Raw genomic sequence first — 24,491 nt, forward strand, 5'->3', positions numbered from 1 at the left:
TGCCCACGTCGTCGCCTTCGATTAATGCGTCAGAAGGCCGCTTTCGCGAGTACATCATTACCCACAGTATAAACTGTTTGCAGGGTAAAAAGTCAGAGGCTTTCTCTTCATCACCTCTGTTGAAGAGCGTCAGCGCCAAACCACGCGCCGCCCTTGATTTTCTCCCGACTTGTCCTCATGTTAGTTTTTACGCCATATTGAAGGTGTCACACAATTTCTGTTCTGCTGCAGGACGCGTCGATGTAAGCACCGCCTGCCTCAGGCCCTTAAGGATAACCAGGACTGCCCTATGACCCAATCAACGCAAAACGATTCGTCTAACAACCCGCTCTTGGAACAGTTCGATTTACCTCCTTTTTCCGCGATTCGTCCAGAACACATTGTTCCGGCAGTGAAATCCGCGATTGATACCTGCCGCGCCACGGTTGAAGACGTGGTAGCTAAATCAGGTCCTTACACTTACGAAACGCTCTGTCAGCCGATTGCTGAAAGCGAAGACAAATTTAGCCGTATCTGGTTGCCGGTCGGGCATCTCAATTCTGTAAAAAACAGCCCGGAGCTGCGCGCGGCCTATGAGCAGTGTCTGCCAATGCTGTCTGAATTTGCGACGTGGGCGGGCCAGAACGAAGGGCTGTATCAGGCCTATCGCGACCTGAAAGAGGGCGCGCATTTTGCCGGTCTGACTCTGGAACAGAAAAAAGCGGTGGATAACGCGCTGCGTGATTTCGAGCTGTCAGGGATTGGCCTTTCTGCCGATAAACAGCAACGTTACGGCGAAATTACCTCGCGCCTTTCCGAGCTGGGTTCTAAATACAGCAACAACGTGCTCGATGCCACGATGGGTTGGAGCAAGCTGATTACCGACGTTGAACAATTAAGCGGATTACCGGAAAGCGCGCTGGCAGCGGCTCAGGCACTGGCCGAAGCGAAAGAGCAGCAAGGCTGGCTGTTGACGCTGGACGCCCCAAGCTATCTGCCGGTAATGACCTACGCCGATAACGCCGAGCTGCGCGAAGAGATGTACCGGGCCTATGCGACGCGCGCCTCGGATCAGGGTCCAAACGCGGGCAAATGGGACAACAGCGACGTAATGGCCGAAGAGCTGGCGCTGCGCCACGAGCTGGCTCAGCTGCTGGGCTTCGCCTCTTACGCGGATATGTCGCTGGCAACCAAGATGGCCGAAAATCCGCAGCAGGTGACCGGCTTCCTGAATGATTTGGCGAAACGCGCTCGTCCGCAGGGTGAGCAGGAGCTGGCTCAGCTGCGCGCCTTTGCGAAGGCAAACTTTGGCGTCGACGAAATGAACGCCTGGGACCTGCCTTACTACGCCGAAAAACAGAAACAGCATCTGTTCTCTATCAACGACGAGCAGCTGCGCCCTTATTTCCCTGAAAACCGCGCCCTGTCTGGCCTGTTTGAAGTGGTTAAACGCATCTACGGCATTACTGCCAAAGAGCGTACCGACGTTGATACCTGGCACAAAGACGTGCGTTTCTTCGATTTATTCGATGAAAGCGGCGAGCTGCGCGGCAGTTTCTATCTCGACCTTTACGCGCGTGAAAACAAGCGCGGCGGGGCGTGGATGAATGATTATGTGGGCAGCCTGCGTCGTACCAGCGGTGAATTGCAGCATCCGATCGCCTATCTGACCTGTAACTTTACTCGTCCGGTCGGCAATAATCCGGCGCTGTTTACCCACAACGAAGTCACCACGCTGTTCCACGAATTTGGTCACGGCCTGCATCACATGCTGACTAAAGTCGAAACGTCTGGCGTTGCCGGAATCAGCGGTGTGCCGTGGGACGCCGTCGAGCTGCCGAGCCAGTTTATGGAAAACTGGTGCTGGGAGCCGGAAGCGCTGGCGTTTATCTCCGGGCACTATCAGACCAACGAGCCGCTGCCGCAGGAGATGCTGGAAAAAATGCTGGCGGCGAAAAACTATCAGGCGGCGCTGTTTATTCTGCGTCAGCTGGAGTTCGGGCTGTTCGATTTCCGGATGCATGCCGAATACGATCCTGCCAAAGGCGCGCAGATCCTCGAGACACTGGCCGAGATCAAAAAACAGGTCGCTGTGGTGCCCTCACCAAGCTGGGGCCGCTTCCCGCACGCCTTTAGCCACATTTTTGCCGGAGGTTATGCCGCTGGTTATTACAGCTATCTGTGGGCGGAAGTGCTCTCTGCCGACGCCTATTCGCGCTTCGAAGAAGAGGGAATTTTCAACCGCGAAACCGGCCAGTCGTTCCTTGATAACATCTTGTCGCGCGGCGGTTCCGAAGAGCCGATGGAGCTGTTTAAACGCTTCCGTGGCCGTGAACCACAGCTGGATGCTATGCTGCGCCACTATGATATTAAAGAGCAGAGTGTTGAAGGATAACCGCCTCCCGTGAGTGTGTTTTTAACCTGTGAAGAAGGCGCCGATGCAGGCGCCTTATCTATTCTGGCCGAACGCTGGAAACTGGTCTCTGACCCCGACGCCATTATGGCGCTGGTGCTGACGGCCAAACGCCTCGAATTGCGCAAGCGCGATGAACCCAAGCTGGGTGCAATTTATGTCGATTTTGTTGGCGGCACGATGGGCCATCGGCGTAAATTTGGCGGCGGTCGTGGCGAAGCGGTGGCCAAGGCGGTCGGCATTAAAGGCAGCTATTTGCCGGATGTAGTCGATGCCACGGCGGGGCTTGGGCGCGACGCGTTCGTGCTGGCCGCGCTGGGTTGTCACGTCAGAATGATTGAACGTAATCCGGTGGTTGCCGCGTTGCTGGACGACGGCCTGAACCGTGGTTATCAGGATGCGGAAATCGGTCCGTGGTTGCAGCAACGCTTAACGCTGCTGCACGGCTCCAGCCTGACCGCGCTCGGCGAGATTTCACCGCGTCCACAGGTAGTTTATCTGGATCCGATGTATCCACATCGGCAGAAAAGTGCCTTGGTAAAGAAAGAGATGCGCGTGTTTCAGGGGTTGGTCGGTGCAGACGATGACGCCGACGGCCTGCTCGAACCGGCACGACGTTTAGCCACTAAACGTATTGTGGTGAAACGTCCTGATTACGCGCCGCCGATGGCCGATATTCCGGCTCAGGCAGCGGTTACGACGAAAAGTCACCGCTTTGATATTTATACACCGCTTTGATATTTATACACTGCTTTAAGATGCGACGCCTTGCCGAGCAGCATCACCGGCAGGCCTCGCTGTAACCAAGCGTCAAACACCGCCTGCTGGCGTTCGTTCAGCGGGCAGTCTGACCAAATCAAATAATGTTCCATCCCGAAAGCCGCCAGATCCGGTTCTTCCACCTCGGCGCGCACAATCTCGACGTTTAATCCCTCGCCCGACAAACGCAACGACTCAAGCCACAGTTCCAGCGGATCGTCGATTTGCATCGGCAGCAACAGCACCTGCGCGCGGGTTTTATGGCGCAATACCCGCATCATATAGGTCGCGTACTCAAGCAGAATGCTGTCAAACAGGCCTTTTTGCTGAATAAGCGTCGTTTGGGTGCTGGTGGTCAGGAAGGCGCGAATCGGGCGAAAAACGCGATTCACTAAATAGGTCAGCGGATATTCGCGGCCAAAGCGCCAGATGAGACGACGCAGCTTGAGCCATTCTCCTTCCCCAAGGCAGTGCAGGATTTCGGCCTGCAGTCCGCGCCAGCTGCTGTTGTGGCGCGCAACGTTGTCATTCAAAAGCGTGTAACTCTCGCGAGTATCAATATGGGGGCGAATTTCGCCTATCGGAATGCCGGCAGAAAGGGTTTTGACTATCGAATGCAAACGCGTGAGATCGTTATCGCTATACCAACGGCTGCCGCGCTCGTCGTGGCGCGGCTGAATAAGGCCAAGTCGCTGCCAGGTGCGCAGATTAACGGGAAGCACGCCGCAAAGCTGGGCGGTGGTTTCAATATTATAGTGGCGAGGTAGCGGGCGAGCCCATTTGTTGCCGGAAAATTGTGTGTCCATAGCTAACAAAATCCATTTGTTCACAAATGATTCACTAGCTATAAGATAAATGGGCGATTTTGTATAGCATGTTTTAAGTTGATCGAAATTTAATAAAGCGAAATTTGAGCTACATCATTTTCTAGTGAAAACAACTGAACGGGAGGTGCAAATTTGCACCTCCGCGAGGATCTTTCGGCGCCAAGTGTTTCAGCGCCAATGCGTCGAGTCGTTACTCGTCGTCTTCTTCAGGATCGCGCAGCGGCACAATCAGCATATCGATGTGTACCGTGTTAATCAGCTGGCGCGCCGAAGACATCAGCTTGCTCCAGAAGTCCTGATGATGGCCGCAAATCACTAAATCCACGTCATACTGCTTGATGGCATCGACCAGAACCTGCGCTAAATCGCCGCTGCCGCTAAGCGTGCCGGCAATCGGATAGCCTGCGTTCTGGGAAAGTTCGGTCAACGCGTTGTGCGTTTCTTCGGAAATACGCTTTTGCATGTCGCCGAGATTAACGTCAATCAGGCCGGTGTACAGGTCCGAATAGTTCACATCAACGTGGATAAGAGACACTTTGGCATTGTAAGGCTGAGCCAGTGAGACGGCTTTCGCGACCAGCACTCTACTCTCTGGAGAAAGATCAACCGCAATCAGAATATGTTTATAAGCCATAAGAAACTCCTTCCATAAGTCATTTAACGTTTGTTCGGATTATTTATCTGTCGTCCTGGTGCTGCTGTCAGCATTAATCATTGCATAAACAATAGGCTGAAAAACTAGCATACCTCAAGTATAGCTGTAAAACGTCATTCATAACGGCTTCATTCGTATGAGCAATGTCATGTATCTGACTGTTCGGGCAGACTTACCGCGAGAAATATTGCTTTTTCACTCCCCGAATTTTATTTCGTTTCCTACACTCATTATTAAGCGGGAGCGCGGTTTTTCATCCTGTTACATCGATTGAGTCAAGAGGGATGAGGCTAGCCCGGACGAGTGCCGGGGGGCGGGCAGCATTTGGCCCAGGGGATAAGATAAAAAGCGGTGGAAAGGGCGGGAGACTCGCTGGCGTTTGGCGGAGAGTTTTGAGGTCGCCTTAAGGGGGAAACATGATCAGTCCCAATGCGCTATTTTGGGCTTTGTGTGTCGTTTGTGTCGTGAATATGCTGCGTTATTACTCTTCTCTACGGGCGTTGCTGGTGGTATTGCGAGGGTGCGATCCGCTGCTTTATCAATACGTTGATGGAGGCGGTTTCTTTACCGCGCACGGACAGCCCAGCAAGCAAATAAGACTCGTGCGTTATATCTATGCCCAGCGTTATGTTGACCATCATGATGAGGAGTTTATTCGCCGTTGTGAACGGGTGCGCGGGCAGTTTGTGCTGACCACCGCGCTGTGCGGACTCATCCTGATCAGTATGCTCGCCATGTTAATTTGGTATTAACTCACCAATAAGACTCTGAAGGTGAGTGATAAGACTCAGAAGGTCTCTAAGATTCTGAAGCAAAAAATAAAGGCGGCGCATTCTCATGCACCGCCTTTTTCTTTTTCTGCTTCTCTAAAACAGACTGACCGGTTTAAACCAGCTTGAGCGCCAGCCAGTACAGCGCGCCCGAGAGCAGAATCGACACCGGCAACGTGAGCAACCACGCCAGCGCGATGTTCTTGATAGTCTTGCTCTGTACGCCACCGCCATCAACAATCATCGTACCGGCAACGGCCGACGAGAGGACGTGAGTGGTGGAAACCGGCATGCCGGTATAGCTGGCGACGCCAATCGATACCGCCGCCGTCACCTGTGCAGAGAGGCCCTGCGCATAAGTCATGCCTTTCTTGCCAATCTTCTCGCCGATAGTCGTCGCGACACGTTTCCAGCCCACCATGGTTCCCAGCGCCAATGCCAGCGCGACGGCCACGATAATCCAGATAGGCGCGTACTCGACGGTTTCCAGCAAGTCACCGTGCAGGTCGTTGAGGAAGCGCTTGTCGGCTGCAGAGGTTTCGCTCAGCTTGGCCGTTTTATCCACGGTATCGGCAACGCACATCAGCATACGACGCATCTGGCTACGCTGGTCTGGTGCCAATTCGCTATAACTTTGCAGGTTAGTCAGCAGGCCCTGAGTGCGGGTGATTGCTTCCATCGCCAAGCTGTCGTTACAGTGAAAATCAACCGTCGCGTTAACGTTGCTGTCGGTCGGTGCAGGCACCAGCGGCGTCAGCGCGACCACCTCAGGCAGCGCCTGATTGTGCTGCTGATAATACTGTTGCAGATGCGTCACGGCATCTCGCGTACGGGTAATGTCGTAGCCCGTCGCGTTCATATTCAGAACGAAACCAGCAGGAGCGACACCAATCAATACCAGCATAATCAGACCAATGCCTTTCTGACCGTCGTTCGCGCCATGGGAGAAACTGACTCCGATGGCGGACAGGATCAGGGCAATACGCGTCCAGAATGGCGGCTTTTTCTTGCCATCCTGCTTTTCGCGCTCTGCCGGCGTCAGGTGAATACGTTTACGCTTTTTGTTTCCGCTCCAGTAACGACGAAGCAGGAAAATCATGGTTCCGGCAATAATCATCCCGACTAGCGGAGAGATAATTAATGACAGGAAAATACCAATCATTTTCGGAATGTTTAGAGCATCAATCACCGAACTGTGGGTCATCAACGCGTTGGTTAACCCGACGCCGATAATCGAACCAATGAGCGTGTGAGAGCTGGACGCGGGCAGGCCGAAATACCAGGTTCCCAGGTTCCAGATAATCGCCGCCAGAAGCATCGAAAACACCATGGCGAGGCCATGTGCAGAACCCACGTTCAACAGCAAATCGGTTGGAAGCAAGTGGACGATGGCGTAAGCCACGCTCAAGCCGCCAAGCATGACGCCGAAGAAATTGAATACGCCAGCCATCACAACCGCAAGTTGTGAACGCATAGCGCGCGTATAAATCACAGTCGCCACTGCGTTTGCCGTATCGTGGAAGCCGTTAATGGCTTCGTAGAACAACACAAACAGTAATGCGAGTATCAATAACAGGCCGGTATGGAAATCCAACCCGGCGAATAAATGCAGCATAATTGTTACGCCAGTTTGTGGACATGAACGCCGCGCATTATCTGCGAGAACAGGGTGAGTGGAAAAGAAAAATATGACATTTTTTTGTCTAAACGTAGGTGAGAAATCAATGATATGCAAAGGTAATATTTATATCTATCTGATTTAATGTGACTTTTACTTCTGAAACATTTATTTACCGTCGACGATTATTGAGCAGGAATCTGGCTTATCGACGCCGCAGGGCTTACAATCTGCCGCCCAAGAAGCTGATTTGCACGCTTTTTGTGCATTTTTCGGCAGTTTTTTTCTTTGTGATAGCAGATTTGAGAGGCTTATGTGGATCAGTTCGACGTTGTAGTCATTGGTGCCGGTGCGGCAGGAATGTTTTGTGCTGCGCAGGCAGGCCAGGGTGGCTGCAAGGTTTTGTTGCTCGATAACGGCAAAAAACTGGGACGCAAAATTCTCATGTCAGGCGGTGGACGCTGTAATTTCACCAATCTGTATACCGAACCGGCCGCCTATCTTTCCGAAAACCCGCATTTCTGCAAATCTGCACTGGCGCGTTATACCCAGTGGGATTTTATCGATTTGGTCAGCCGCTATAATATCGCGTGGCATGAAAAAACGCTGGGTCAGCTGTTCTGCGACGATTCCGCGCAGCAAATTGTGGCGATGCTCGAGCAGGAATGTGAAAAAGGCCATGTCGTGACGCGCCTGCGCAGCGACATTGGCGCGGTTGAAAAAACCGACGACGGCTTTACGCTACAGGTTAACGGTCAACAAGTAAGCGCTCGTTCGCTTGTGGTGGCGAGTGGTGGACTTTCGATGCCGGGCTTGGGCGCGTCGCCTTTCGGCTATCGTCTGGCCGAGCAGTTTGGCCTTAAAGTCTTGCCGACCCGCGCCGGGCTGGTGCCTTTTACGCTGCATAAACCGCTGCTGGAACATTTACAGACGCTTTCCGGCGTTTCCGTTCCGTCGGTGATGACGGCGCAGGACGGCACCGTATTCCGCGAAAGCCTGCTGTTTACCCATCGTGGGCTTTCTGGTCCAGCCGTTTTACAGCTCTCGAGCTACTGGCAACCCGGCGAGTTTGTCAGCGTTGATTTACTGCCCGGCGTCGATTTAGCGGCTTTCCTGAATCAGCAGCGTCAAGAGCATCCGAATCAGAGCCTGAAAAACACCCTTTCTATTCATTTGCCGAAACGGCTGGTGGAGTGTCTGCAAACGTTGGGGCAGATTCCCGATGTCACGCTTAAGCAGCTTAATCCGCCGCAGCAGGCCGCGCTGGTTGAGCAATTGCAAAACTGGCAGGTGCAGCCGAACGGCACGGAAGGTTACCGCACGGCGGAAGTTACGCTGGGTGGCGTCGATACTCGCGCGCTGTCGTCGAAAACCATGGCCGCCAATAGCGTTACCGGCCTCTATTTTATTGGCGAAGTGGTCGACGTAACCGGCTGGCTTGGCGGTTATAACTTCCAGTGGGCGTGGAGTTCGGCGTGGGCCTGCGCGCAGGATCTTATCAGCAAGCAGTAACTGTCATTATTCGCCACACTTGAAAATAGCCTCTCTTATGGTGAGGAGGCTATTTTGCATTCATCTTTTTTTGATAGGCCGTGAGATTACTGATAAAAAATGGCAAGCTAATTTAATAACATTCCCTTCTTAGTGATAAATATTTTAGCTATTACCCCGTATCGGCAATAAAAAATAAAACAGTAGATTAAAATGATGTAAAAGCAATGTTTTCACACGGCACGCCGATAAGTATTTTAAATCACTAAAAATTGACCCGATATTCTTGGTCATCGTAGCCTTGGGTATGGAAAATATTTGGGGCTATTATCATGAATGTCTGGCACGCGCCTTCTACTCTCGTATTAGGTTATATCGTCAAGAATGGCGAAAAAATCATGGCGACGATTTTTTCTGGCCTACTCTCTTTCTTGCTCGGCACGTATTCACAAAAAGCTTTTCTTATCAAGAACGTAACTTCGGCAATAATGTGCGCACTCATCTCATGGTATGTCTATGATGTCCTGCTGGTTATTCTGGCGCTGCCGTTGGAGTGGGTTAATCTGATTAGCGTGTTAATTGGCTTTATTGGCGTTGACTATACGCGCATCGTATTAATTCGATTGGTCGGCAAGAAATTCGGTAAACTGCCCGAAGAAAATAAGCCGCAATAAATGCAGGGGCCGCAACGGAGAGTTCGCTGGCGTGGCCGGTTAAGCCATTTAAGGTTCTCAATTTATTAACCGGCCCACGATAATTGGCAGCGCAACGTGATTATTTATCCAAGCCAGTAAGATTTTAATTAACAGCCAGTGATTCACTTTTGGCACACGTTAATTGATTGGCAAACGGTCCAGAATCGCCTGCGCGGTATTTACGTCGGTGACCAGCGAATTAATCATGCCTGAACGAACGGCGCCGATAATGCCCGCCGCTTTTTCCGGCGTGGCGGCGACGCCAATGGTCAGTGGCGTGCGGCGAAGCTGCTCAACCGAGGCGGCAATCATCCGCTCTTCGCCTTCCCAATGCAGAATTTCACCTGTCTCGGTAATGTAATGACGCAGCACGTCGCCCGTTGCGTGGCTCAATGCCTGCTCGCTCAGCGTTGCAGTGCTGCTTTCGCTCGGCTTTGGCTCGTGCGTCAGGCCAATGCCGACGATCGCCACGTCGAGTTTGTCCCACAGAGAAATAATTTCCTGCACGCTAGGATCGCCCAAAAACGCATCACGCAATGCAGGCGATGAAATATAGGGCGCATGAAGGAAATAGGGCGTGCCTTCCATCTGCTCGGCGGCGCGGCGCACGAATTCGGTTATCTGAAAATGCGGCGCGGCCTGCTGCATGCCGCCGTTTAACGCCACCGTCAACACGCCCGGTAAACGCGGCAAGCCCGCCAGCGTCACTTCTCTCACTGCTCGTCCCCAACCAATACCCAGCACGGAACCTGCGCTTAATCCCGCTTGAGAAAGAAGCGCAGCCAGCGGCGTGCGTAACGCATCGAGCACGTTATTTGCCGGCGCATCCACCACGTAGGCGTGTTTGAGTCCAAGGCGCTGCACTAAATCCGCCGTCATGGTTTCTGGCGACGCTAAGTTAATGACTTCTATACGAACAATCCCCGCTGCACGGGCTTTGTTAAGCAAACGCGAAATCGTCGCGGTCGAGACATCCAGCTTGCGGGCAATCTCGACTTGCGACATATCGGACTCGTAATGCAGCTTCGCCACCATATGCATTAATGTGCGCGTTGCTGCAATATCTTGCAAAATTGGCTCTTTCAGCTTGAAATTCCTTTCAGTAATGAATTACACTCATTGCGTGGTTGAGGAATTATTGCTCAATCACATTGATAAAGCAATGTTCCAGCAAGGTGATAAACAGGGCGTAAACCCCCTAAAACCGGCGTTGTGCATGATTTTTTCATCTCCCTTCTTCACAAGGGAAAAGACAGAACGTCCAGTGTAATCGAGATTTTTTAATCTGTAATAAATTTCACGCAAAGGAGAGTTTCATGTCAAAATTATCAACTTCCGAGTTACGCGGCTATCAGCAAATTTGTGGTCAAAACGGTGCGATGCTGGTCATTGCCTGTGACCAACGTGGCGGCATGCGTACGCTGCTCGCCAAAGAGCCAGAGCAACAGGCCGCCATTTCCGAAAAACAGCTCGGTTTGATTAAAGCTGACATCACGCAATATCTTGCCAGCAAAGCCTCGTGCGTTTTGGTCGACCCTATCTGCGCGGTTCCGCAGCTGGTCGACGATGGCATTATTGCCCGCGACACGGCGTTGCTCATCGGGCTGGACGCCTCAGGCTGGGACAATACGCCGGAAGGTTATCGCCTTTCCCGCCTGGCAAAAGATGTCGATGCGCGCCGCGTGCGTGAATTGGGCGCGACTGGCGGCAAAATCATGGTGTATCTGCGTTCCGACAAGCCTGAAGCCAACCAGCATAATATCGACATCCTGCATAAATGTATCAAAGACTTCAGCAATGAAGACCTGTTGTTGGTGGTCGAATTCCTGACTTACAAGCTGGATAGCGAAACCGACGAAGAGTACAAGGCCAAAGTGCCTGAACTGATTTACGGCGGCACGGAAATTTGCCTGGCGGCGGGTTCCAAAGTGCTGAAACTGCCTTATCCAGGTTCCAAAGAAGCCTGCGCGGCAATAACTAAGCTTGCGGGTGACGTGCCTTGGGCGGTACTGTCAGCGGGGGTTGATCATACAACTTTCCTTAAGCAGGTCGAAGATGCCATGAGCACGGGCGCATCGGGCGTGATTGCCGGACGTTCACTCTGGAAAGACTGCATCTCGCTGGATCACGCGACTACCAAAACCAAACTTGAAACCGTGGCGGTGCCGCGTTTGAAAGAGTTGCAGGCGGTGATTCAGAAACATTACAAGGCGGCCCAAAAGGGGACAAACGCCGCAACCGAACAGGTGGAACATGTCTGATAACAGAGAAGTTTTTAACGTCGATGCGCTGACCTCGCCGAAAAAAAGGGTGATTCTGGTCAACGGGATCCCTGCTTCCGGTAAAAGCAGTCTCGCCGTTGAACTCTCTGCACAGACAGGTTGGTTGCAGCTGTCGCTGGACGGCATTAAAAATCCGTTCCTGCAACGGCTCGAAGGTGTCGATCGCGCCTTTAACCGCAAACTGGGTCAAGCCAGTTATCAGGTTATCTGGTCGATTATTGGCGACGCGCCGCAGGGTTCTACCTTTATAGTCGACGCGTGGTTTGGATTTCAGCCGAAAGAGGTGCTCACCGACTATCTGACTCAGGCGGGCGTAACGCAGGTGCTGGAAATTTGGTGCCAAATTTCGCCGCAAAGTGCCGCAGCGCGTTACGAGGCCAGATTAGGTGAACGTCTTCCAGGGCATTTAGGTGCGGAATATATTCCCGAACTTAAAGTGCTGGCTGAAAAAGCTCAGCCAATGGAATTGGGCCCGGTTTATTATTCCAATCAGGAAAGTCCGGCGGATATTAATTCAATTAAAAATTGGATTGCCAATAATTTACCAGCATAGATCACATTTTTAATAATCATTAACCATGATACTGAGATAACGCCCTGTTTATTATTTTATTTTTTGCTTTTGTCTTAACCAAAATAGTTTTGTATTAGACGAAACGATTTTGAATTAACCGAAATAGCGAATGAAGAGGCATTATGTTAACCGACTGGATCAATGAAAGTAATATTAATATTGTTGAGCAGACAGCCGATTGGCAAAGTGCTGTCGCATTGGCTGTGCAACCGTTAATAGAAGCAGGGGCCGTCGAACCTCGTTATCTTCAGGCAATATATGATATGCACCGGGAAATTGGTCCTTATTATGTGCTCGGCGAAGGCATTGCCATGCCGCATGCCAGACCCGAAGAAGGCGTAATTCGCACGGCATTATCGCTGGTCATTGTTAATAACGGCGTGGAATTTCACAGCGAAGATAACGATCCGGTTTATATCGTCTTCGCATTGGCGGCTATCGACAGTAATTCACACATCGAGATGATAGCCAGCCTTTCACACCTGTTTTGTGACGACGACGTGGTAGAGAAATTAAGAGGATGCCGAAGCAAGGAGGCTGTACTACAGGCTATCAAAGACTATTAACGTTTTATATCGCGCTTTATCTTACACTCACGCTCTCTCTTCTATCCTAAGGAAAACGCATGAAAAAGTTATCGATTCTAGCGGTTTGCGGTGCAGGTCTCGGCAGCAGCTTTGCCTGTGAAATGAGTATTGAAGCAGCGTTAAAAGATTTAGGTATTGATGCCGATCTGTCTCATTGTGATATCTCCAGCGCCACCTCAACGCGTGCCGATATCATTTTTACCGGTGAAAATTTCAGGTCGCAGTTTGCGCACTATAACGTCACGGCCAAAATTATTTATTTAAAGCGCCTTGTCGACAAGAACGAAATTAAAGAAAAGATCACCCCTGTTTTGCAAGAGATGGGACTCATGGCCAGTACGCCAAGTTAATTATTTCACAGTAAAATTAATAAAAGCAGATCGCAAAAAAATAATATAAACATCTTACCCAATAGCTCGATCACCGTGAACTCTACAGGGGACTTACTATGTCTTTCCTTCACTTTATTGTTAACGACGTACTGGGCCAGGCGTCAATTTTAATTTCCCTGATTGCTATGATCGGGCTGATTGCTCTTAAGAAAAGCCCCGGCCAAGTTATTACAGGCACGCTAAAAACGCTGTTAGGTTTTTTAGTATTACTCTCAGGCGCGGCCATTATTGTTAATACGCTGACCTTTTTGGGTGAGATATTCCAAAAGGGTTTCAACATGCGCGGTATTGTTACCGACGTTGGGTCAATTGCCGGTATTGCCCAACAAACGTTGGGGCGCGAAACGGCATTAATTATGGTATTGGCGTTTATCGTTAATATCCTGATTGCGCGCTTTACCCGCTTTAAATATATCTTTCTTACAGGTCAGGCTTCGCTGTGGATGGCAACCGTCTGCTCGGTCATCGGATATATGGGCGGCCTGCGCGGTACCGAATTAATTCTGATTGGCGGCGTCATTGCCGGTGTGATGGCGGTGGGCATGCCGGTTCTGGCCCAGCCTATCGTGCGTAAAATCACGGGTTCCGATGATATTGCGCTCGGTCACTTCTGCACCATCGGCTATATCATTCAGGCGGGCGTGGCGAAAGTCACCGGCGACGTCAGCAAGAGCACTGAAGATTTCGAACTGCCGCAGGCGTTTTCCTTCCTGCAAGATACCTATCTGTCGATGATGGTAGTGATGATCCCTATCTACCTGATTCCGGCGGCGGTGGCGGGCCCAGAGGTGATCGCGCCTTTATCCAATAATGTTAACTATATGGTTTACGCCTTCCTGCAAGCCATACAGTTCGTGGTCGGTGTTTATGTCTTGCTGGCCGGTGTGCGCCTGCTGTTGGCAGAAATCGTGCCGGCGTTCCGTGGTATCGCGCTGCGTATCGTGCCAAATGCCATTCCGGCGCTGGACTGCCCGGTTCTGTTCCCTTACGCCCCGAATGCCGTGATTATTGGCTTCATTTCGACGACGATTGGCTCCATCATCGGCATGTTCCTGTTCCCGACTATTGGGCTGGCGATGATTCTGCCCGGCATGTTGACCAACTTCTTTGCAGGCGGCACCGCCGGTATCTTTGGTAACGCGGTAGGGGGGCGTCGTGGGGCGATTATCGGCGGTATCTTCCACGGCCTGTTTATTACCCTGCTGCCCGCGCTGTTGCTGCCGCTGCTCGGTAAATTTGGTTTATCAAACGTGACCTTCAGTGACTCGGACGTAATAAGCGTCGGGCTGGTATTTGGTCATTTACTTAACTTCTTCCACTAGGTTCCACGGAGGCTGACATGACAACTGAAATCGACGCTATTCTTGCCCAAAACCTGGCACCCGCAGAGTGTGCAAAAGCGCTTAACGAGTTGGGTAAAAGTTATGCTGAACAACAAGATACCGATACCGCTATCGCCTGTTGGGAACAAAGCATGGCGTGTTATGGCAAGCCTGGATTTGCTCAGGCGCAATTAATGAAGGCCTACAACGCCAAACGCCGCGAATGCTCGCAGGCTGGCGACGGAAAGGGGCTGGAGCTTTATTCGGATAAAATCGACGGGCTGATGCAAAAGAGTAAAGATGCCATCCGCTACGGCTTCTGATTTTATAAATTTTACTATCAAGTTTTCTAGATTTTAATATCAGGCGTGAATTCACGCGTTAATCCTCTGTTTTCACTCTTTTCGCGACCAGTATCCGCAAGGTGCTGGTCTTTTTCTTTAAACCTTAACCGATAACTCCTATGATGAAGGTTACATTTTGAACGTAATGCGAGGGACTTATGACGGTAAAACTCATTGCAGTAGACATGGACGGGACCTTTCTGGACGACAACAAAAAGTACAATAAAGAGAAATTCCTGTCGCAATACCAGCAGTTAAAGCAGCAGGGGATCAAATTCGTGGTCGCCAGCGGCAATCAGTACTACCAGCTAAAATCCTTCTATCCTGAAATTGAGTCCGAAATCGCCTTCGTCGCCGAAAATGGCGCCTACATCGTCAACGAGGGTAAAGATTTTTCCGTGGCGGAACTGAGCGCCGCATCGGTCGCCAAAATCTTGGAATTCATCGATGCCACGCCCGGTCTAAATACCGTGATTTGCGGCCGAGACAGCGCCTATATTCTGGCGTCACAGCCCGATGTGTTTTATCAGAAAATGAAGAACTACTATCACCGCCTGAAAAAAATCGACAGTTACGATCAAATCGACGATCAGATTTTCAAATTCGCCACCAATATCGACGATGCGCATTTATCCGGCTTTATGACCTCTCTCGATGAGGCTTTAGGGCACATTATTACCTCCGTCTCAAGCGGCCACGGCTCGGCAGACCTGATTATTCCGGGTCGTCACAAAGCCAACGGCTTGCGGATGTTGCAAGAAATTTGGGGTATCGAAGACAGTGAAGTCGTGACGTTTGGCGACGGCGGCAATGATGTCGAAATGCTGAAACAGGCCGGATTTGGTTTCGCAATGGCAAACGCCATGCCCGCTGCCAAACAAGCAGCGAGCTATTCAACCGTGTCCAATAATGAGGAAGGGGTGTTGAAAATCATCGATAAAATACTGGCCCGTGAAGAGCCGTTTAATCACTAACTGTTGCATTGGTTGGTAAAAACGTCGTTGCCATGAGGGCAAACATTGTTGCTGGCGGGAATAATTTTAAAAAGCGATCCCGCCGCGCCAGTGCCGCAGCCGGTCAGCAATAGCAAACTTATCATCAGGACAGTCAATTTCATTACATTTCCAGCATACACAATACGGTTCCTTTCTAATGTAGTGTCCCCGGTGGCGCTGTCAATCAACGAACCGACAACCTTTGAAACCTTTTCAATTAATTCACAATTGGGGTATGAAGCGTTTATTTAGGACGGCTGTAAATCTCGTTAAAACCGCTAAAATCTTTCAGCTGTTCAATCCACCATTTTGCGGCATTACCGCTGGCATTTTCGTTCCACGCGAGATAAGCCATGTCTTGATGACATTCGGCATCCAGCACTTTTTCGACCAGTTCGCCCGATTGCAGATAAGGTTCAGCAAGATAGCGCGGCAGATATCCACACCCCAGCGCGGCCGCCTGCGCCGTCAACTTCCCTTTAAAATCATGCACGGTAAGGATTTTCTGCCGATCCAGAATGCGTAAATCGGCGCCGCTGGCGTGAATGGATGAGTCCTGGATCACCACGGCGCGATACTGGCGCACTTTTTCGCGATCGATAGGCTCTTCAAGGCTGGCGAGCGGATGCTGCGGCGAAATGGCAAACACGTAATCCAGTAAACCCAGCGGGAAACAGGCGATGCCGCCACGGGTCGCTGGCTCGCGCACCGCGCCAATAATAATATCGGCACGCTGGAACAGCAGCGCTTCCCACGTTCCCGCCAGCACTTCGTGGGTGAAATGCAGCTGCGTGTGCTGATGCTGTTGATAAAACTGCTCAATAAGTGGGGCAATCAGGGAGAGCGGCACGGAGGCATCGAGCGCCAGCGTAAGTTTGCTTTCCCATCCGCTTTCTACATATTGCGCTTCCTGCTCTAATTCGCTGACCGCCTGAAGCAATACTCGACCTTTATCCAGCATCAGTTTGCCGGTGCTGGTAAAGGTGGCGCGATGCCCTGACCTATCGAGCAGCTTGATGTTTAAATCGCTTTCCATTTTCTGAATGGTGTAACTCAGCGCGGACGGCGTTTTAAATAAAGTGGCCGCTGCGGCTGCAAAAGAGCCGTGGCGTTCAAGCGCATCAAGGATCAGCAGGGCTTCAAGGCTTAATTTCATGGGCGAATTCCCTAAAAAAACTCAACAACATAGTAAAAACTTTAAGCTATCAGTAAGCCGCCATTTTGCCTATTGTTTCAATATCACTTTGCCTTCTGTTTAAAAATCACGCCGAGATAACCGCGCCTCTCAATAAAGGAAAATAACGTGGACTATTCAGCTCAAAAAAATCACGTCACGTTGGTCATAACTCATCGTCCACTGCCTGGAAAAATGCAGGATTATGAGACGTGGCTCGATGAAATTATGCCGGTTGCTGCCAGTTACGCCGGGCATCTCGGTGTGAATGTCATCCGTCCGAACGCGGGGGAAACGTCGTACACTATTCTGATTCGCTTCGACAGTCTGGATAACCTTTACGCCTGGATTAACTCGCCCGATCGCAAGGCGCTGGTCGATAAAGTCAGCGGTCTGCTGGATCATGGCGATCGCGAGGATCGCGGCGATCATCTTGAAATTCGCCCGGGCGCGGCGTTCTGGTTTACACCGGAAACTAAAAAGGGTCGTTCGCCGGCCAAGTGGAAACAGTATCTGGTTACGCTGGCGGTTATTTTCCCGTCGACCAATTTTGTTCCGTGGTTTTGGGGCCATTTACTGCCGATCGCCAAGGGAACGCTATGGGGACACTTGCTCAACGATGCCAGCGTAGTCGCGCTAGTGGTATTTTTCTGGATGCCGCAGGTGACACGATTATTGAAAAACTGGCTGGTGCCGAAAGAATAACGTTGGCGGTACGTATATATTAAATTCCATCCTCTGCCCGGTGCGGAGGATGCTTCCGTTTTACTTTTTCGCGTATTAACGGCCCCGAAAAAAATGCAAACTGTCTGATTTTATCTTTTTCAAATTAAAGATCACACTTCATTGCGATATTATATAGCTTAAGTTTCACCTGCTTGCCTTATTATTTGTACGGGCTGGATTAGCCACTTTTTTTAATTTTGCTTTATCTCGTTCTCATGGTGAATAGGCTCTGAAGATATACAAAATATCTATGGTTTCATGCGACCTATATTATCTTGAGATATTTCTCCAAGGAAATGTTAGTAAAAGGATTAATGATGGTCATCGAACCAAAAGGAATTAATGGCTTTCTTGCCATTATAGAGCATGGCAATTTTGCGCTGGCGGCTAAAATGCTAGGCATTACCACCTCCGCGTTATCGATAAGAGTCAGCACTTTGGAGCGGGTAGTGGGGGATAAGCTGTTGATTCGCAGTCGTCCCTTAGCGCTGACCGAAACAGGGGAAATTATTTATCATCATGCAATGAAACTTCGCGAGCTCGAAAAAAGTTTAAAAGAAAAAATAGAAAAAATAGCCTCTTAAATTAAAGTTGTGCCCTCGGCCCTGAGTAGGTTTCATGCTGCTCAGGTTTTTTTTGCTCATAACATATGAAATTTTTATGTTTTCTTTTCATTAATAATGATTTATTAATGAATATCAAGTTGATAAATGCTTTCTTAATTTTTAATTAATTTTGTCGTTAATCGTTTTTCTGGTTTTTATTTATTCGTTTTAAGAATTTTAAGCGAAATTTGCTATTGTTTTAAACTTATTTGTGGCAATTTCATTATTACCAGTAAGCAAGTGAAGTGAATCTGTTATCTAAGGGTTGCTAGAATATTTCGGGACCAGATGAATGCTGTGCCAGATTTATTTGTCGTTGAGCTATTGAGATAACTTGTTTTTTTATGATCCCTATATGTCGTATTACAAACAATTAAACAAGGTAAAGTCTTGATAAATGATCTCAACCCTAAAAAAACTAACAAGGAGTTAACATGTTTTTAGAACCTAAAAGTATTAATGGGTTTCTGGCTATCATCGATAATGGAAATTTTGATAAAGCCGCCAAGATCTTGAATATCACCACTTCCGCGCTGTCTATACGTGTAAGCTCGCTCGAAAGAACGATGGGAGAAAAGCTGATTATCAGAACGCGCCCTTTTAGCCTGACTCAGGCGGGTGAAATCTTTTATGAATACGCGCTTGAGTTCAAAAGAATGGAGTCGTCATTGAAATCCAGGTTGAATAAATTAGCAGAGTAACTGGATTAGCATTACTTTATAAAAAGTCAGTGCGTAAAAGTTATCCTGTAAAGCTTATCAACATAGAATACGGCATAAAAAAATACCGAACGCTTCAAAAAGAAGGTTCGGTATTTTTGTTTATATAAAATGCTATAGCGATAATAGTTACAGGAAACCTAATTAGAATTGATAAACCAGACCTAAGCCAAGCACATTGTCGGTATTAACGTTTGCCAGGCGGGTGTAGTTATCTTTCTTCAGTAAATTGATCTTGTAATCAATGTAGGTATACATGTTTTTATTGAAGAAGTAGCTGGTACCCACTTCAACGTATTTAACCAATGCATGCTGGCCGCCATTAAAGCTATTCGCGTCAGTGGTGGTATCAGCGACTTTGTTTAATGACTTACCGGTTGACTGGACATAAGAGATTGAAGGACGCAGGTTGTTAGTAAACTGATATTGCGCAACCAGCTCGATGTTTTGCGTTTTATTGGCAAACTGCTTATTGCCATACGGCGTCATATTGCGCGTTTCAGCATACATCGCGGCAAGATAAAGACTATTAGCATCGAATTTTACACCCGTGGTCCAGGCATCGGCGAACTGGCCATTCTTATCAGCAGACTGTGCGTCAGTACGGTCAGATTTTGCATAGGCCGCCGCGATACTTACCCCGTTACCGAGATCGTAAGAAGAAGAGACGCCCCAGCCATCGCCATTTTCTGTTGCGTTGGCGCGGTCTTTATTTTTGATATCGCCTTCATTTTTACCCTGATACTGCAGCGCAACTTTTAAGTCTCTTACCATGCCAAAAAGATCGTTGGTGCGGAAAGTGGCGAGATTGTTGGCGCGACCGGTCATGAAGTTGTCGGTTTTAGCCCAGCTGTCACCACCAAATTCTGGATTAACATCGGTCCAGGCCTCTACGTCATACAGCACGCCGAAATTGCGGCCATAATCAAAGCTACCAATATCGGCATATCTCAAACCAGCAAATGCTAAGCGCGTGGCGTTGCCCGAGGGCGCAGATTCAGGGGTGCTGGTTTTAAGATTATATTCCCACTGGCCATAACCGCTTAGTGGACCCTTCATCTGGGTCGCGCCTTTAAAGCCCAAACGCGCATAAGATTTGTCGCCGTGTTCCGCGCCATTGTTTGAAATATAATTTAATCCGACGACTTTTCCGTATAAATCCAATTGATTTGAATCTTTATTATATATTTCTACAGCATTCGCTACATTACTGACTAAGAGTGCAGAAACCAGCACCGCTAAATATTTGCGCTTCATCATAAAGTCCTTGTTTTAATTAATTGAATTATAATAGTAATTTGAATCCCGAAAGGAGTTTCACGGTACTGGCAAATCACAATGATAAAAAACTATATTTGAACTTTATGAGTTATTTGTGATGTCGCGCAACAATGCGGGCTTGGCTATTTAATTCTTTAAAATAAGGAGGCTGTTTATTATAAATAATTAACTTTCTTAGGTGATAAATATATTTAACGGCGTAATTAACATTTATTATTAATAATGGTTTTGAAAATTTAACTAATAAACCGTCAAGGTTTTGGATTAACTTAATGGAGCTTTAACAACCTGTAGTGCAAACTTACCAACTGTCATCTTTAATGGCTCGATATTGGCTTAACGATATACAAATAATCTATGCTCATCAGGTGGCTATCAGGGGTTTGCCAACAGCATTAGGTGCAAACTGTCTTGAATTTAATAGAGATTTTTTATCTTCATGTCGTCCTCTTCAACCAATACGGCTCAGGCGCTCAACGTTAATCTGCAAATTTTGAGTATCATGATCTTCAATTTCGCAAACTATCTCACGATAGGCTTGCCGTTGGCGGTCTTGCCGAGCTATGTCCATGGCAATTTAGGCTTCAGCGCCTTCTGGGCTGGCGTCGTTATTAGCATGCAATATTTTGCCACGTTGCTGAGCCGCCCCCACGCAGGGCGCTACGCCGATCTGTTAGGTGCCAAAAGAGTGGTATTGATGGGGCTTTCCGGCTGTTTTTTAAGCGGCGTATTTTATCTTTTGGCGCTCTGGAAAATGGAGTCACCTGTCATGAGTCTGGCGCTGCTGTGCATCGGAAGATTGGTGCTAGGCGTTGGCCAAAGCTTTGCCGGTACCGGCTCCACGCTGTGGGGGATCGGACGCGTTGGCTCGTTGCATATCGGTAAAGTTATCTCGTGGAGCGGCGTCATGACTTACGGCGCGATGGCCGTGGGCGCGCCGCTCGGGGTATGGATATTTCGCCTTGGCGGTTTAGGATTACTGGCGGCGGTCATCATGGCCATTGCGCTGGCGGCAATTCTGCTGGCGATAAGTAAGGAAGGCGTACAGCGCAAATCGAGCAACGTCATTCCGTTTCGGCAGGTATTGGGCAAAATTTTGCCCTACGGCGTGGTGTTAGGACTGGCGACCTCGGGTTTTGGGGTAATCGCCACCTTTATCACGCTTTTTTATGAAGCAAAAAGCTGGAGCGGCGGCGCGTTTGCCTTAACGTTATTCAGCTCGGCATTTGTTGCTATGCGGCTGCTGTTCCCTAACGTAATCAATCGATTTGGCGGCCAAAAGGTGGCCCTGATTTGCTTCCTTTTTGAAGCCCTCGGCCTGCTGCTGGTGTGGGTCGCCCCCGAGCCGCTACTTGCGTTGACAGGCGCGATGTTGACCGGCGCAGGTTTCTCACTGGTATTTCCGGCGCTGGGAGTGGTCGCAGTGAAGCGATTACCGCAAGAAAATCAGGGCAGTGCGCTAGCGACTTACACCGCATTTATGGACCTGTCGCTAGGGATCACCGGACCGCTGGCAGGACTGCTGATTGCGCACGCCGGGATCTCGTCAATCTATCTCGCCGCTGCCTTCGCCGTCATTTTAAGCGCAGCGCTGATTCTGCGGTTGGTAAGAAAAGAGCAGGGGCTTAAGGAAAGGTGAAAATTTCCCCTTTTCGGCAAGTGTCAAAAATGAAAAGGGGAAGGTAACTTTTAGGTCAGAACTCTGCCCATGTGATGAATAGAAACCAATTTCCCGTTACGTAAGGCATAAGCTTCCGAGGTTCCTTCCACCACAAAATCGAATTTATTATACAGCGCAATCGCGGCGTGATTATCAATAAATACCGTCAGCTCCACCCGACTAATGCCAAGCCAGTTGTCGCACATATCAAGCACGGCAGCGAGCAGTTTGCTGCCTATTCCCTGACCCTGAAAATCGGAATGCACACCTAGGCCAAAACTGGCGGTATGACGACGTCGCATCGTTGGATTAACATGCAGCGTTATTTGGCCCACAACGCGTTCTCCAAAACAGGCTACTAGATTATAAGTGCCCGCTTGAGGCACTTCGAGGCGCTTTTGCCACGTCCCCGAAGCCGGATAAGGGAGCTGTAACGTATCGCTAAATACCTGTTCCTGACTATAAAGCTGATGTAATTGCTCATAATCTGCTGGCTCGACATGACGAATGACAATCTGGGACATCTACCGCTCCTTGCCTAGATTTAGCTAATAACCTCTTAATTTATCAGTCTATTTCATTTTGGCAATTTAATCATTGAGCAAAAAAAGCCTTTACAAGTGCGAATGATAATGATTATTATTGTCATGCGTTCCGGGGGTGGCTATTCACCATAGTCAAACGGGTCCCTGGAAAGCACGACATTGCTCACATTGCTTCCAGTATTATTTTAGCCAGCCGGGTGCTGGCTTTTTTTTTGTCCCAAAGTGTGTCATTTCTTGCTAAAATTCCTCCCTGTTCCCTCTATCCCAGTTCATTGAAAATGAAGAAAAAAAGGCCAGTGCTTCAGGACGTCGCCGATCGGGTAGGTGTAACCAAAATGACGGTCAGCCGTTATTTGCGTAACCCCGAACAGGTTTCTCTGCAATTGCAGGAGAAGATTGCCGCCGCGCTGGACGAACTCGGATACATTCCCAATCGTGCTCCCGATATTCTTTCCAATGCCAAAAGTCGCGCCATCGGCGTGCTGCTGCCGTCGTTAACCAATCAGGTATTTGCCGAAGTGCTGCGCGGTATTGAAAGCGTGACGGATATTCATGGCTATCAAACCATGCTCGCCCACTACGGATACAGCGCCGAGCGTGAAGAGCAGCGTCTGACCTCACTGCTTTCCTATAATATCGATGGCCTGATCCTTTCTGAGCGCACGCACTCTGCTCGCACCTTGAAGATGATTGAAGTGGCCGGCATTCCCGTGGTCGAAATGATGGACTGCGTGTCGCCCTGCGTCGATTTAGCCGTCGGCTTTAATAACTTTGAAGCAGCGCGTCAAATGACCCAGCAGATTATCGCCCACGGCCATCGTCACGTGGTCTATTTCGGCGCGCGTCAAGATGAACGAACGCTTATCAAACAGCAGGGTTATGAGCGGGCGATGCGCGAGTCGGGGCTTGAGCCTTACAGCGTGATGACCACGCGATCGTCGAGTTATACCGCCGGAGCCGAGCTATTGAAGCAGGCGCAGCGCGATTATCCGCAGATAGACAGTATTTTTTGCACCAACGATGACCTGGCGGCGGGGGCGTTTTTCGAATGTCTGCGACAGGGATTGCACATCCCGAACCAGATGGCGATAGCCGGCTTCCACGGCCACAATATGGGTCAGGCCATGGAGCCGAAGCTTGCCAGCGTGTTAACGCCGCGTGAACGCATGGGCCAAATTACCGCCGAGCGTTTACTGGCGCGACTGCGCGGAGAAGAGGTGGTGCCAAGAATGGTCGACGTCGGCTTTACCATTTCATCGGGCGGCAGTATTTAAGCGTATTTAACGCCTGCCTCTGCCGTCCGTCGAAATCAGATCTGCGTTTCGGTAGCCAACGTAATGACGTGCGCGTTTTCCAGCGCCGTCACGCAGCGTTTCACTACGCCACCCAGCTGATGATCAATATTGACCCGCACCACGTCCGGCTCATCTTCACCCGGCTCTTCCAGCGCGGCAAACTGACTTTTCAGCATGTCCGGCGAGAAGAAATGTCCGGCACGCGCTTTCAAACGCTGCAAAATCACCTCTTCGCTGCCTTTCAGATAGAGAAAGATTATCCCCTCGTTGCCCTTGCGCAGCGCATCGCGATAGCGACGTTTCAACGCCGAGCAAACGATCAGGCCGGTTTCGTTTTTGTGCTTGAGACTGTAAGCCGCATCACTTAAACGTTCCAGCCAGGGCGCGCGATCGTCGTCATTTAACGGCTGTCCGCTGGCCATTTTCTGAATATTGGCGCGAGGATGCAGATCGTCGCCGTCGATAAATTTAGCATGAATCGCTTGTGCTACGGCTGCGCCGACGGTGGTTTTACCGCTGCCAGATACACCCATCAAAATGATGCTTTGTCCTGCCATAAGTTTGATCTCTGTCCCATATTTAGAATTTACCCGAGCGGGTCATTACTTATATTAGCATGTTACCGGTATCATGATACCGGTAACAAATGGAGGTGTGACTAATATCACAAAGGATTATGTATAAATTTTAGCGCTGTCTTGCAATTCGGCAGGTGCTGAACACGCAAACTTACAAAAAAATATCACTCGCGCACTGTTATCTTCACTGCGATGCCTTGGCCGT

At 49.6% G+C, this 24,491-nt stretch carries 26 protein-coding genes; 17 read left to right on the forward strand and 9 right to left on the reverse strand.

All coding sequences use genetic code 11. From position 1 onward, the window contains the following. Window positions 1-289: 289 nt before the first annotated feature. The gene (gene prlC / locus SC206_RS08745; RefSeq protein WP_332736216.1) at window positions 290-2,374 is read left to right on the forward strand and encodes an oligopeptidase A; all 2,085 of its coding nucleotides are present in this window, start codon (window positions 290-292) and stop codon (window positions 2,372-2,374) included. Window positions 2,375-2,383: 9 nt separating this feature from the next. Beyond that, window positions 2,384-3,130, forward strand: a complete 747-nt coding sequence (rsmJ, locus tag SC206_RS08750) for a 16S rRNA (guanine(1516)-N(2))-methyltransferase RsmJ (RefSeq protein ID WP_332736218.1) — start codon at window positions 2,384-2,386, stop codon at window positions 3,128-3,130. Here the strand turns inward: rsmJ and SC206_RS08755 are convergent. Together SC206_RS08755 and uspA are read right to left on the reverse strand one after the other, a co-directional pair. Further along, entirely contained in the window at window positions 3,115-3,957 is an 843-nt protein-coding gene (locus SC206_RS08755) for a MerR family transcriptional regulator (protein ID WP_332736220.1), read from the reverse strand. The genes rsmJ and SC206_RS08755 overlap by 16 nt on opposite strands. A 211-nt stretch (window positions 3,958-4,168) precedes the next feature. Beyond that, a complete protein-coding gene (uspA, locus tag SC206_RS08760) occupies window positions 4,169-4,612 on the reverse strand; it encodes a universal stress protein UspA (protein ID WP_332736222.1) in 444 nt (147 codons plus the stop codon). Window positions 4,613-5,049: 437 nt separating this feature from the next. On the opposite strand from uspA, the gene uspB reads away from it, so the two are divergent. Further along, window positions 5,050-5,385, forward strand: a complete 336-nt coding sequence (gene uspB / locus SC206_RS08765) for a universal stress protein UspB (RefSeq protein ID WP_332736224.1) — start codon at window positions 5,050-5,052, stop codon at window positions 5,383-5,385. A gap of 133 nt (window positions 5,386-5,518) precedes the next feature. On the opposite strand, the gene pitA is transcribed toward uspB, so the two are convergent. Beyond that, window positions 5,519-7,018: an inorganic phosphate transporter PitA gene (pitA, locus tag SC206_RS08770; RefSeq protein ID WP_332736227.1), complete on the reverse strand. Its 1,500-nt coding sequence runs from the start codon at window positions 7,016-7,018 to the stop codon at window positions 5,519-5,521. A gap of 318 nt (window positions 7,019-7,336) precedes the next feature. Between pitA and SC206_RS08775 the strand changes: the two genes are divergently transcribed. Beyond that, window positions 7,337-8,533: an NAD(P)/FAD-dependent oxidoreductase gene (locus SC206_RS08775; protein ID WP_332736229.1), complete on the forward strand. Its 1,197-nt coding sequence runs from the start codon at window positions 7,337-7,339 to the stop codon at window positions 8,531-8,533. A 311-nt stretch (window positions 8,534-8,844) separates the two neighbouring features. Then, window positions 8,845-9,186, forward strand: a complete 342-nt coding sequence (locus SC206_RS08780; protein ID WP_332736231.1) for a phage holin family protein — start codon at window positions 8,845-8,847, stop codon at window positions 9,184-9,186. Window positions 9,187-9,345: 159 nt separating this feature from the next. Here SC206_RS08780 and SC206_RS08785 read toward each other — a convergent pair whose 3' ends face one another. Further along, the gene (locus tag SC206_RS08785; RefSeq protein WP_332736233.1) at window positions 9,346-10,278 is read right to left on the reverse strand and encodes a sugar-binding transcriptional regulator; all 933 of its coding nucleotides are present in this window, start codon (window positions 10,276-10,278) and stop codon (window positions 9,346-9,348) included. Window positions 10,279-10,523: 245 nt separating this feature from the next. Between SC206_RS08785 and SC206_RS08790 the strand changes: the two genes are divergently transcribed. The 7 genes from SC206_RS08790 to SC206_RS08820 all read left to right on the forward strand — a co-directional run bounded on the left by SC206_RS08790 (window position 10,524) and on the right by SC206_RS08820 (window position 15,682). Next, the gene (locus tag SC206_RS08790) at window positions 10,524-11,468 is read left to right on the forward strand and encodes a tagatose-bisphosphate aldolase (protein ID WP_332736235.1); all 945 of its coding nucleotides are present in this window, start codon (window positions 10,524-10,526) and stop codon (window positions 11,466-11,468) included. Further along, window positions 11,461-12,042, forward strand: a complete 582-nt coding sequence (locus SC206_RS08795) for an AAA family ATPase (protein WP_332736237.1) — start codon at window positions 11,461-11,463, stop codon at window positions 12,040-12,042. The genes SC206_RS08790 and SC206_RS08795 overlap by 8 nt, the downstream gene beginning before the upstream one ends. A gap of 143 nt (window positions 12,043-12,185) precedes the next feature. After that, window positions 12,186-12,629 (forward strand): PTS sugar transporter subunit IIA, encoded by a 444-nt coding sequence (locus tag SC206_RS08800; protein WP_332736239.1) that lies wholly within the window; start codon window positions 12,186-12,188, stop codon window positions 12,627-12,629. Between the two features lie 59 nt (window positions 12,630-12,688). Next, window positions 12,689-13,000 (forward strand): PTS sugar transporter subunit IIB, encoded by a 312-nt coding sequence (locus tag SC206_RS08805; RefSeq protein WP_332736241.1) that lies wholly within the window; start codon window positions 12,689-12,691, stop codon window positions 12,998-13,000. A 98-nt stretch (window positions 13,001-13,098) separates the two neighbouring features. Then, window positions 13,099-14,364: a PTS sugar transporter subunit IIC gene (locus SC206_RS08810; protein ID WP_332736243.1), complete on the forward strand. Its 1,266-nt coding sequence runs from the start codon at window positions 13,099-13,101 to the stop codon at window positions 14,362-14,364. 17 nt (window positions 14,365-14,381) lie between these two features. Then, window positions 14,382-14,687 (forward strand): hypothetical protein, encoded by a 306-nt coding sequence (locus SC206_RS08815; protein ID WP_332736245.1) that lies wholly within the window; start codon window positions 14,382-14,384, stop codon window positions 14,685-14,687. Window positions 14,688-14,866: 179 nt separating this feature from the next. Next, entirely contained in the window at window positions 14,867-15,682 is an 816-nt protein-coding gene (locus SC206_RS08820; protein WP_332736247.1) for a Cof-type HAD-IIB family hydrolase, read from the forward strand. On the opposite strand, the gene SC206_RS08825 is transcribed toward SC206_RS08820, so the two are convergent. Next, a complete protein-coding gene (locus SC206_RS08825) occupies window positions 15,679-15,825 on the reverse strand; it encodes a hypothetical protein (protein ID WP_332736249.1) in 147 nt (48 codons plus the stop codon). The two genes, SC206_RS08820 and SC206_RS08825, sit on opposite strands and share 4 nt — an antisense overlap. 122 nt (window positions 15,826-15,947) lie before the next feature. Continuing rightward, the gene (locus tag SC206_RS08830; RefSeq protein ID WP_332736251.1) at window positions 15,948-16,859 is read right to left on the reverse strand and encodes a LysR family transcriptional regulator; all 912 of its coding nucleotides are present in this window, start codon (window positions 16,857-16,859) and stop codon (window positions 15,948-15,950) included. A 147-nt stretch (window positions 16,860-17,006) separates the two neighbouring features. Here SC206_RS08830 and SC206_RS08835 point away from each other — a divergent pair, with 147 nt between their 5' ends. The 3 genes from SC206_RS08835 to SC206_RS08845 all read left to right on the forward strand — a co-directional run bounded on the left by SC206_RS08835 (window position 17,007) and on the right by SC206_RS08845 (window position 18,909). Beyond that, window positions 17,007-17,582 (forward strand): antibiotic biosynthesis monooxygenase, encoded by a 576-nt coding sequence (locus SC206_RS08835; protein WP_332736254.1) that lies wholly within the window; start codon window positions 17,007-17,009, stop codon window positions 17,580-17,582. 335 nt (window positions 17,583-17,917) lie between these two features. After that, entirely contained in the window at window positions 17,918-18,187 is a 270-nt protein-coding gene (locus SC206_RS08840; RefSeq protein ID WP_332736256.1) for a LysR family transcriptional regulator, read from the forward strand. A 455-nt stretch (window positions 18,188-18,642) separates the two neighbouring features. Next, window positions 18,643-18,909 carry a LysR family transcriptional regulator gene (locus SC206_RS08845; RefSeq protein ID WP_332736258.1) on the forward strand — a complete coding sequence of 89 codons (267 nt, stop codon included), beginning with the start codon at window positions 18,643-18,645 and terminating at the stop codon, window positions 18,907-18,909. A 162-nt stretch (window positions 18,910-19,071) separates the two neighbouring features. Here the strand turns inward: SC206_RS08845 and SC206_RS08850 are convergent, their stop codons facing one another. Then, complete coding sequence (locus SC206_RS08850) at window positions 19,072-20,187, reverse strand: porin (protein WP_332736260.1); 1,116 nt, start codon at window positions 20,185-20,187, stop codon at window positions 19,072-19,074. A 460-nt stretch (window positions 20,188-20,647) separates the two neighbouring features. Here SC206_RS08850 and SC206_RS08855 point away from each other — a divergent pair, with 460 nt between their 5' ends. Next, the gene (locus SC206_RS08855) at window positions 20,648-21,847 is read left to right on the forward strand and encodes an MFS transporter (RefSeq protein ID WP_332736262.1); all 1,200 of its coding nucleotides are present in this window, start codon (window positions 20,648-20,650) and stop codon (window positions 21,845-21,847) included. Between the two features lie 50 nt (window positions 21,848-21,897). Here the strand turns inward: SC206_RS08855 and SC206_RS08860 are convergent, their stop codons facing one another. Next, window positions 21,898-22,392 carry a GNAT family N-acetyltransferase gene (locus tag SC206_RS08860; protein WP_332736264.1) on the reverse strand — a complete coding sequence of 165 codons (495 nt, stop codon included), beginning with the start codon at window positions 22,390-22,392 and terminating at the stop codon, window positions 21,898-21,900. A gap of 299 nt (window positions 22,393-22,691) precedes the next feature. Between SC206_RS08860 and gntR the strand changes: the two genes are divergently transcribed. Continuing rightward, a complete protein-coding gene (gene gntR / locus SC206_RS08865; RefSeq protein ID WP_332736266.1) occupies window positions 22,692-23,687 on the forward strand; it encodes a gluconate operon transcriptional repressor GntR in 996 nt (331 codons plus the stop codon). Window positions 23,688-23,722: 35 nt separating this feature from the next. Here gntR and SC206_RS08870 read toward each other — a convergent pair whose 3' ends face one another. Next, a complete protein-coding gene (locus SC206_RS08870; protein WP_332736268.1) occupies window positions 23,723-24,265 on the reverse strand; it encodes a gluconokinase in 543 nt (180 codons plus the stop codon). Window positions 24,266-24,491 lie beyond the last annotated feature (226 nt).

The sequence above is a fragment of the Rouxiella sp. T17 genome (assembly GCF_036663475.1).
Lineage (GTDB): Bacteria > Pseudomonadota > Gammaproteobacteria > Enterobacterales > Enterobacteriaceae > Rouxiella.

Coding starts and splice junctions, on each gene's coding strand:
- uspB (WP_332736224.1), top strand. CDS start 5,050: ATGATCAGTCCCAATGCGCTATTTTGGGCTTTGTGTGTCGTTTGTGTC.
- SC206_RS08845 (WP_332736258.1), top strand. CDS start 18,643: ATGTTTTTAGAACCTAAAAGTATTAATGGGTTTCTGGCTATCATCGAT.
- SC206_RS08850 (WP_332736260.1), bottom strand. CDS start 20,187: ATGATGAAGCGCAAATATTTAGCGGTGCTGGTTTCTGCACTCTTAGTC.
- SC206_RS08870 (WP_332736268.1), bottom strand. CDS start 24,265: ATGGCAGGACAAAGCATCATTTTGATGGGTGTATCTGGCAGCGGTAAA.
- SC206_RS08790 (WP_332736235.1), top strand. CDS start 10,524: ATGTCAAAATTATCAACTTCCGAGTTACGCGGCTATCAGCAAATTTGT.
- SC206_RS08840 (WP_332736256.1), top strand. CDS start 17,918: ATGATGGTCATCGAACCAAAAGGAATTAATGGCTTTCTTGCCATTATA.
- SC206_RS08795 (WP_332736237.1), top strand. CDS start 11,461: ATGTCTGATAACAGAGAAGTTTTTAACGTCGATGCGCTGACCTCGCCG.
- SC206_RS08860 (WP_332736264.1), bottom strand. CDS start 22,392: ATGTCCCAGATTGTCATTCGTCATGTCGAGCCAGCAGATTATGAGCAA.
- SC206_RS08830 (WP_332736251.1), bottom strand. CDS start 16,859: ATGAAATTAAGCCTTGAAGCCCTGCTGATCCTTGATGCGCTTGAACGC.
- uspA (WP_332736222.1), bottom strand. CDS start 4,612: ATGGCTTATAAACATATTCTGATTGCGGTTGATCTTTCTCCAGAGAGT.
- gntR (WP_332736266.1), top strand. CDS start 22,692: ATGAAGAAAAAAAGGCCAGTGCTTCAGGACGTCGCCGATCGGGTAGGT.
- SC206_RS08805 (WP_332736241.1), top strand. CDS start 12,689: ATGAAAAAGTTATCGATTCTAGCGGTTTGCGGTGCAGGTCTCGGCAGC.
- SC206_RS08855 (WP_332736262.1), top strand. CDS start 20,648: ATGTCGTCCTCTTCAACCAATACGGCTCAGGCGCTCAACGTTAATCTG.
- SC206_RS08820 (WP_332736247.1), top strand. CDS start 14,867: ATGACGGTAAAACTCATTGCAGTAGACATGGACGGGACCTTTCTGGAC.
- SC206_RS08755 (WP_332736220.1), bottom strand. CDS start 3,957: ATGGACACACAATTTTCCGGCAACAAATGGGCTCGCCCGCTACCTCGC.
- pitA (WP_332736227.1), bottom strand. CDS start 7,018: ATGCTGCATTTATTCGCCGGGTTGGATTTCCATACCGGCCTGTTATTG.
- SC206_RS08780 (WP_332736231.1), top strand. CDS start 8,845: ATGAATGTCTGGCACGCGCCTTCTACTCTCGTATTAGGTTATATCGTC.
- prlC (WP_332736216.1), top strand. CDS start 290: ATGACCCAATCAACGCAAAACGATTCGTCTAACAACCCGCTCTTGGAA.
- SC206_RS08810 (WP_332736243.1), top strand. CDS start 13,099: ATGTCTTTCCTTCACTTTATTGTTAACGACGTACTGGGCCAGGCGTCA.
- SC206_RS08815 (WP_332736245.1), top strand. CDS start 14,382: ATGACAACTGAAATCGACGCTATTCTTGCCCAAAACCTGGCACCCGCA.
- SC206_RS08800 (WP_332736239.1), top strand. CDS start 12,186: ATGTTAACCGACTGGATCAATGAAAGTAATATTAATATTGTTGAGCAG.
- SC206_RS08825 (WP_332736249.1), bottom strand. CDS start 15,825: ATGAAATTGACTGTCCTGATGATAAGTTTGCTATTGCTGACCGGCTGC.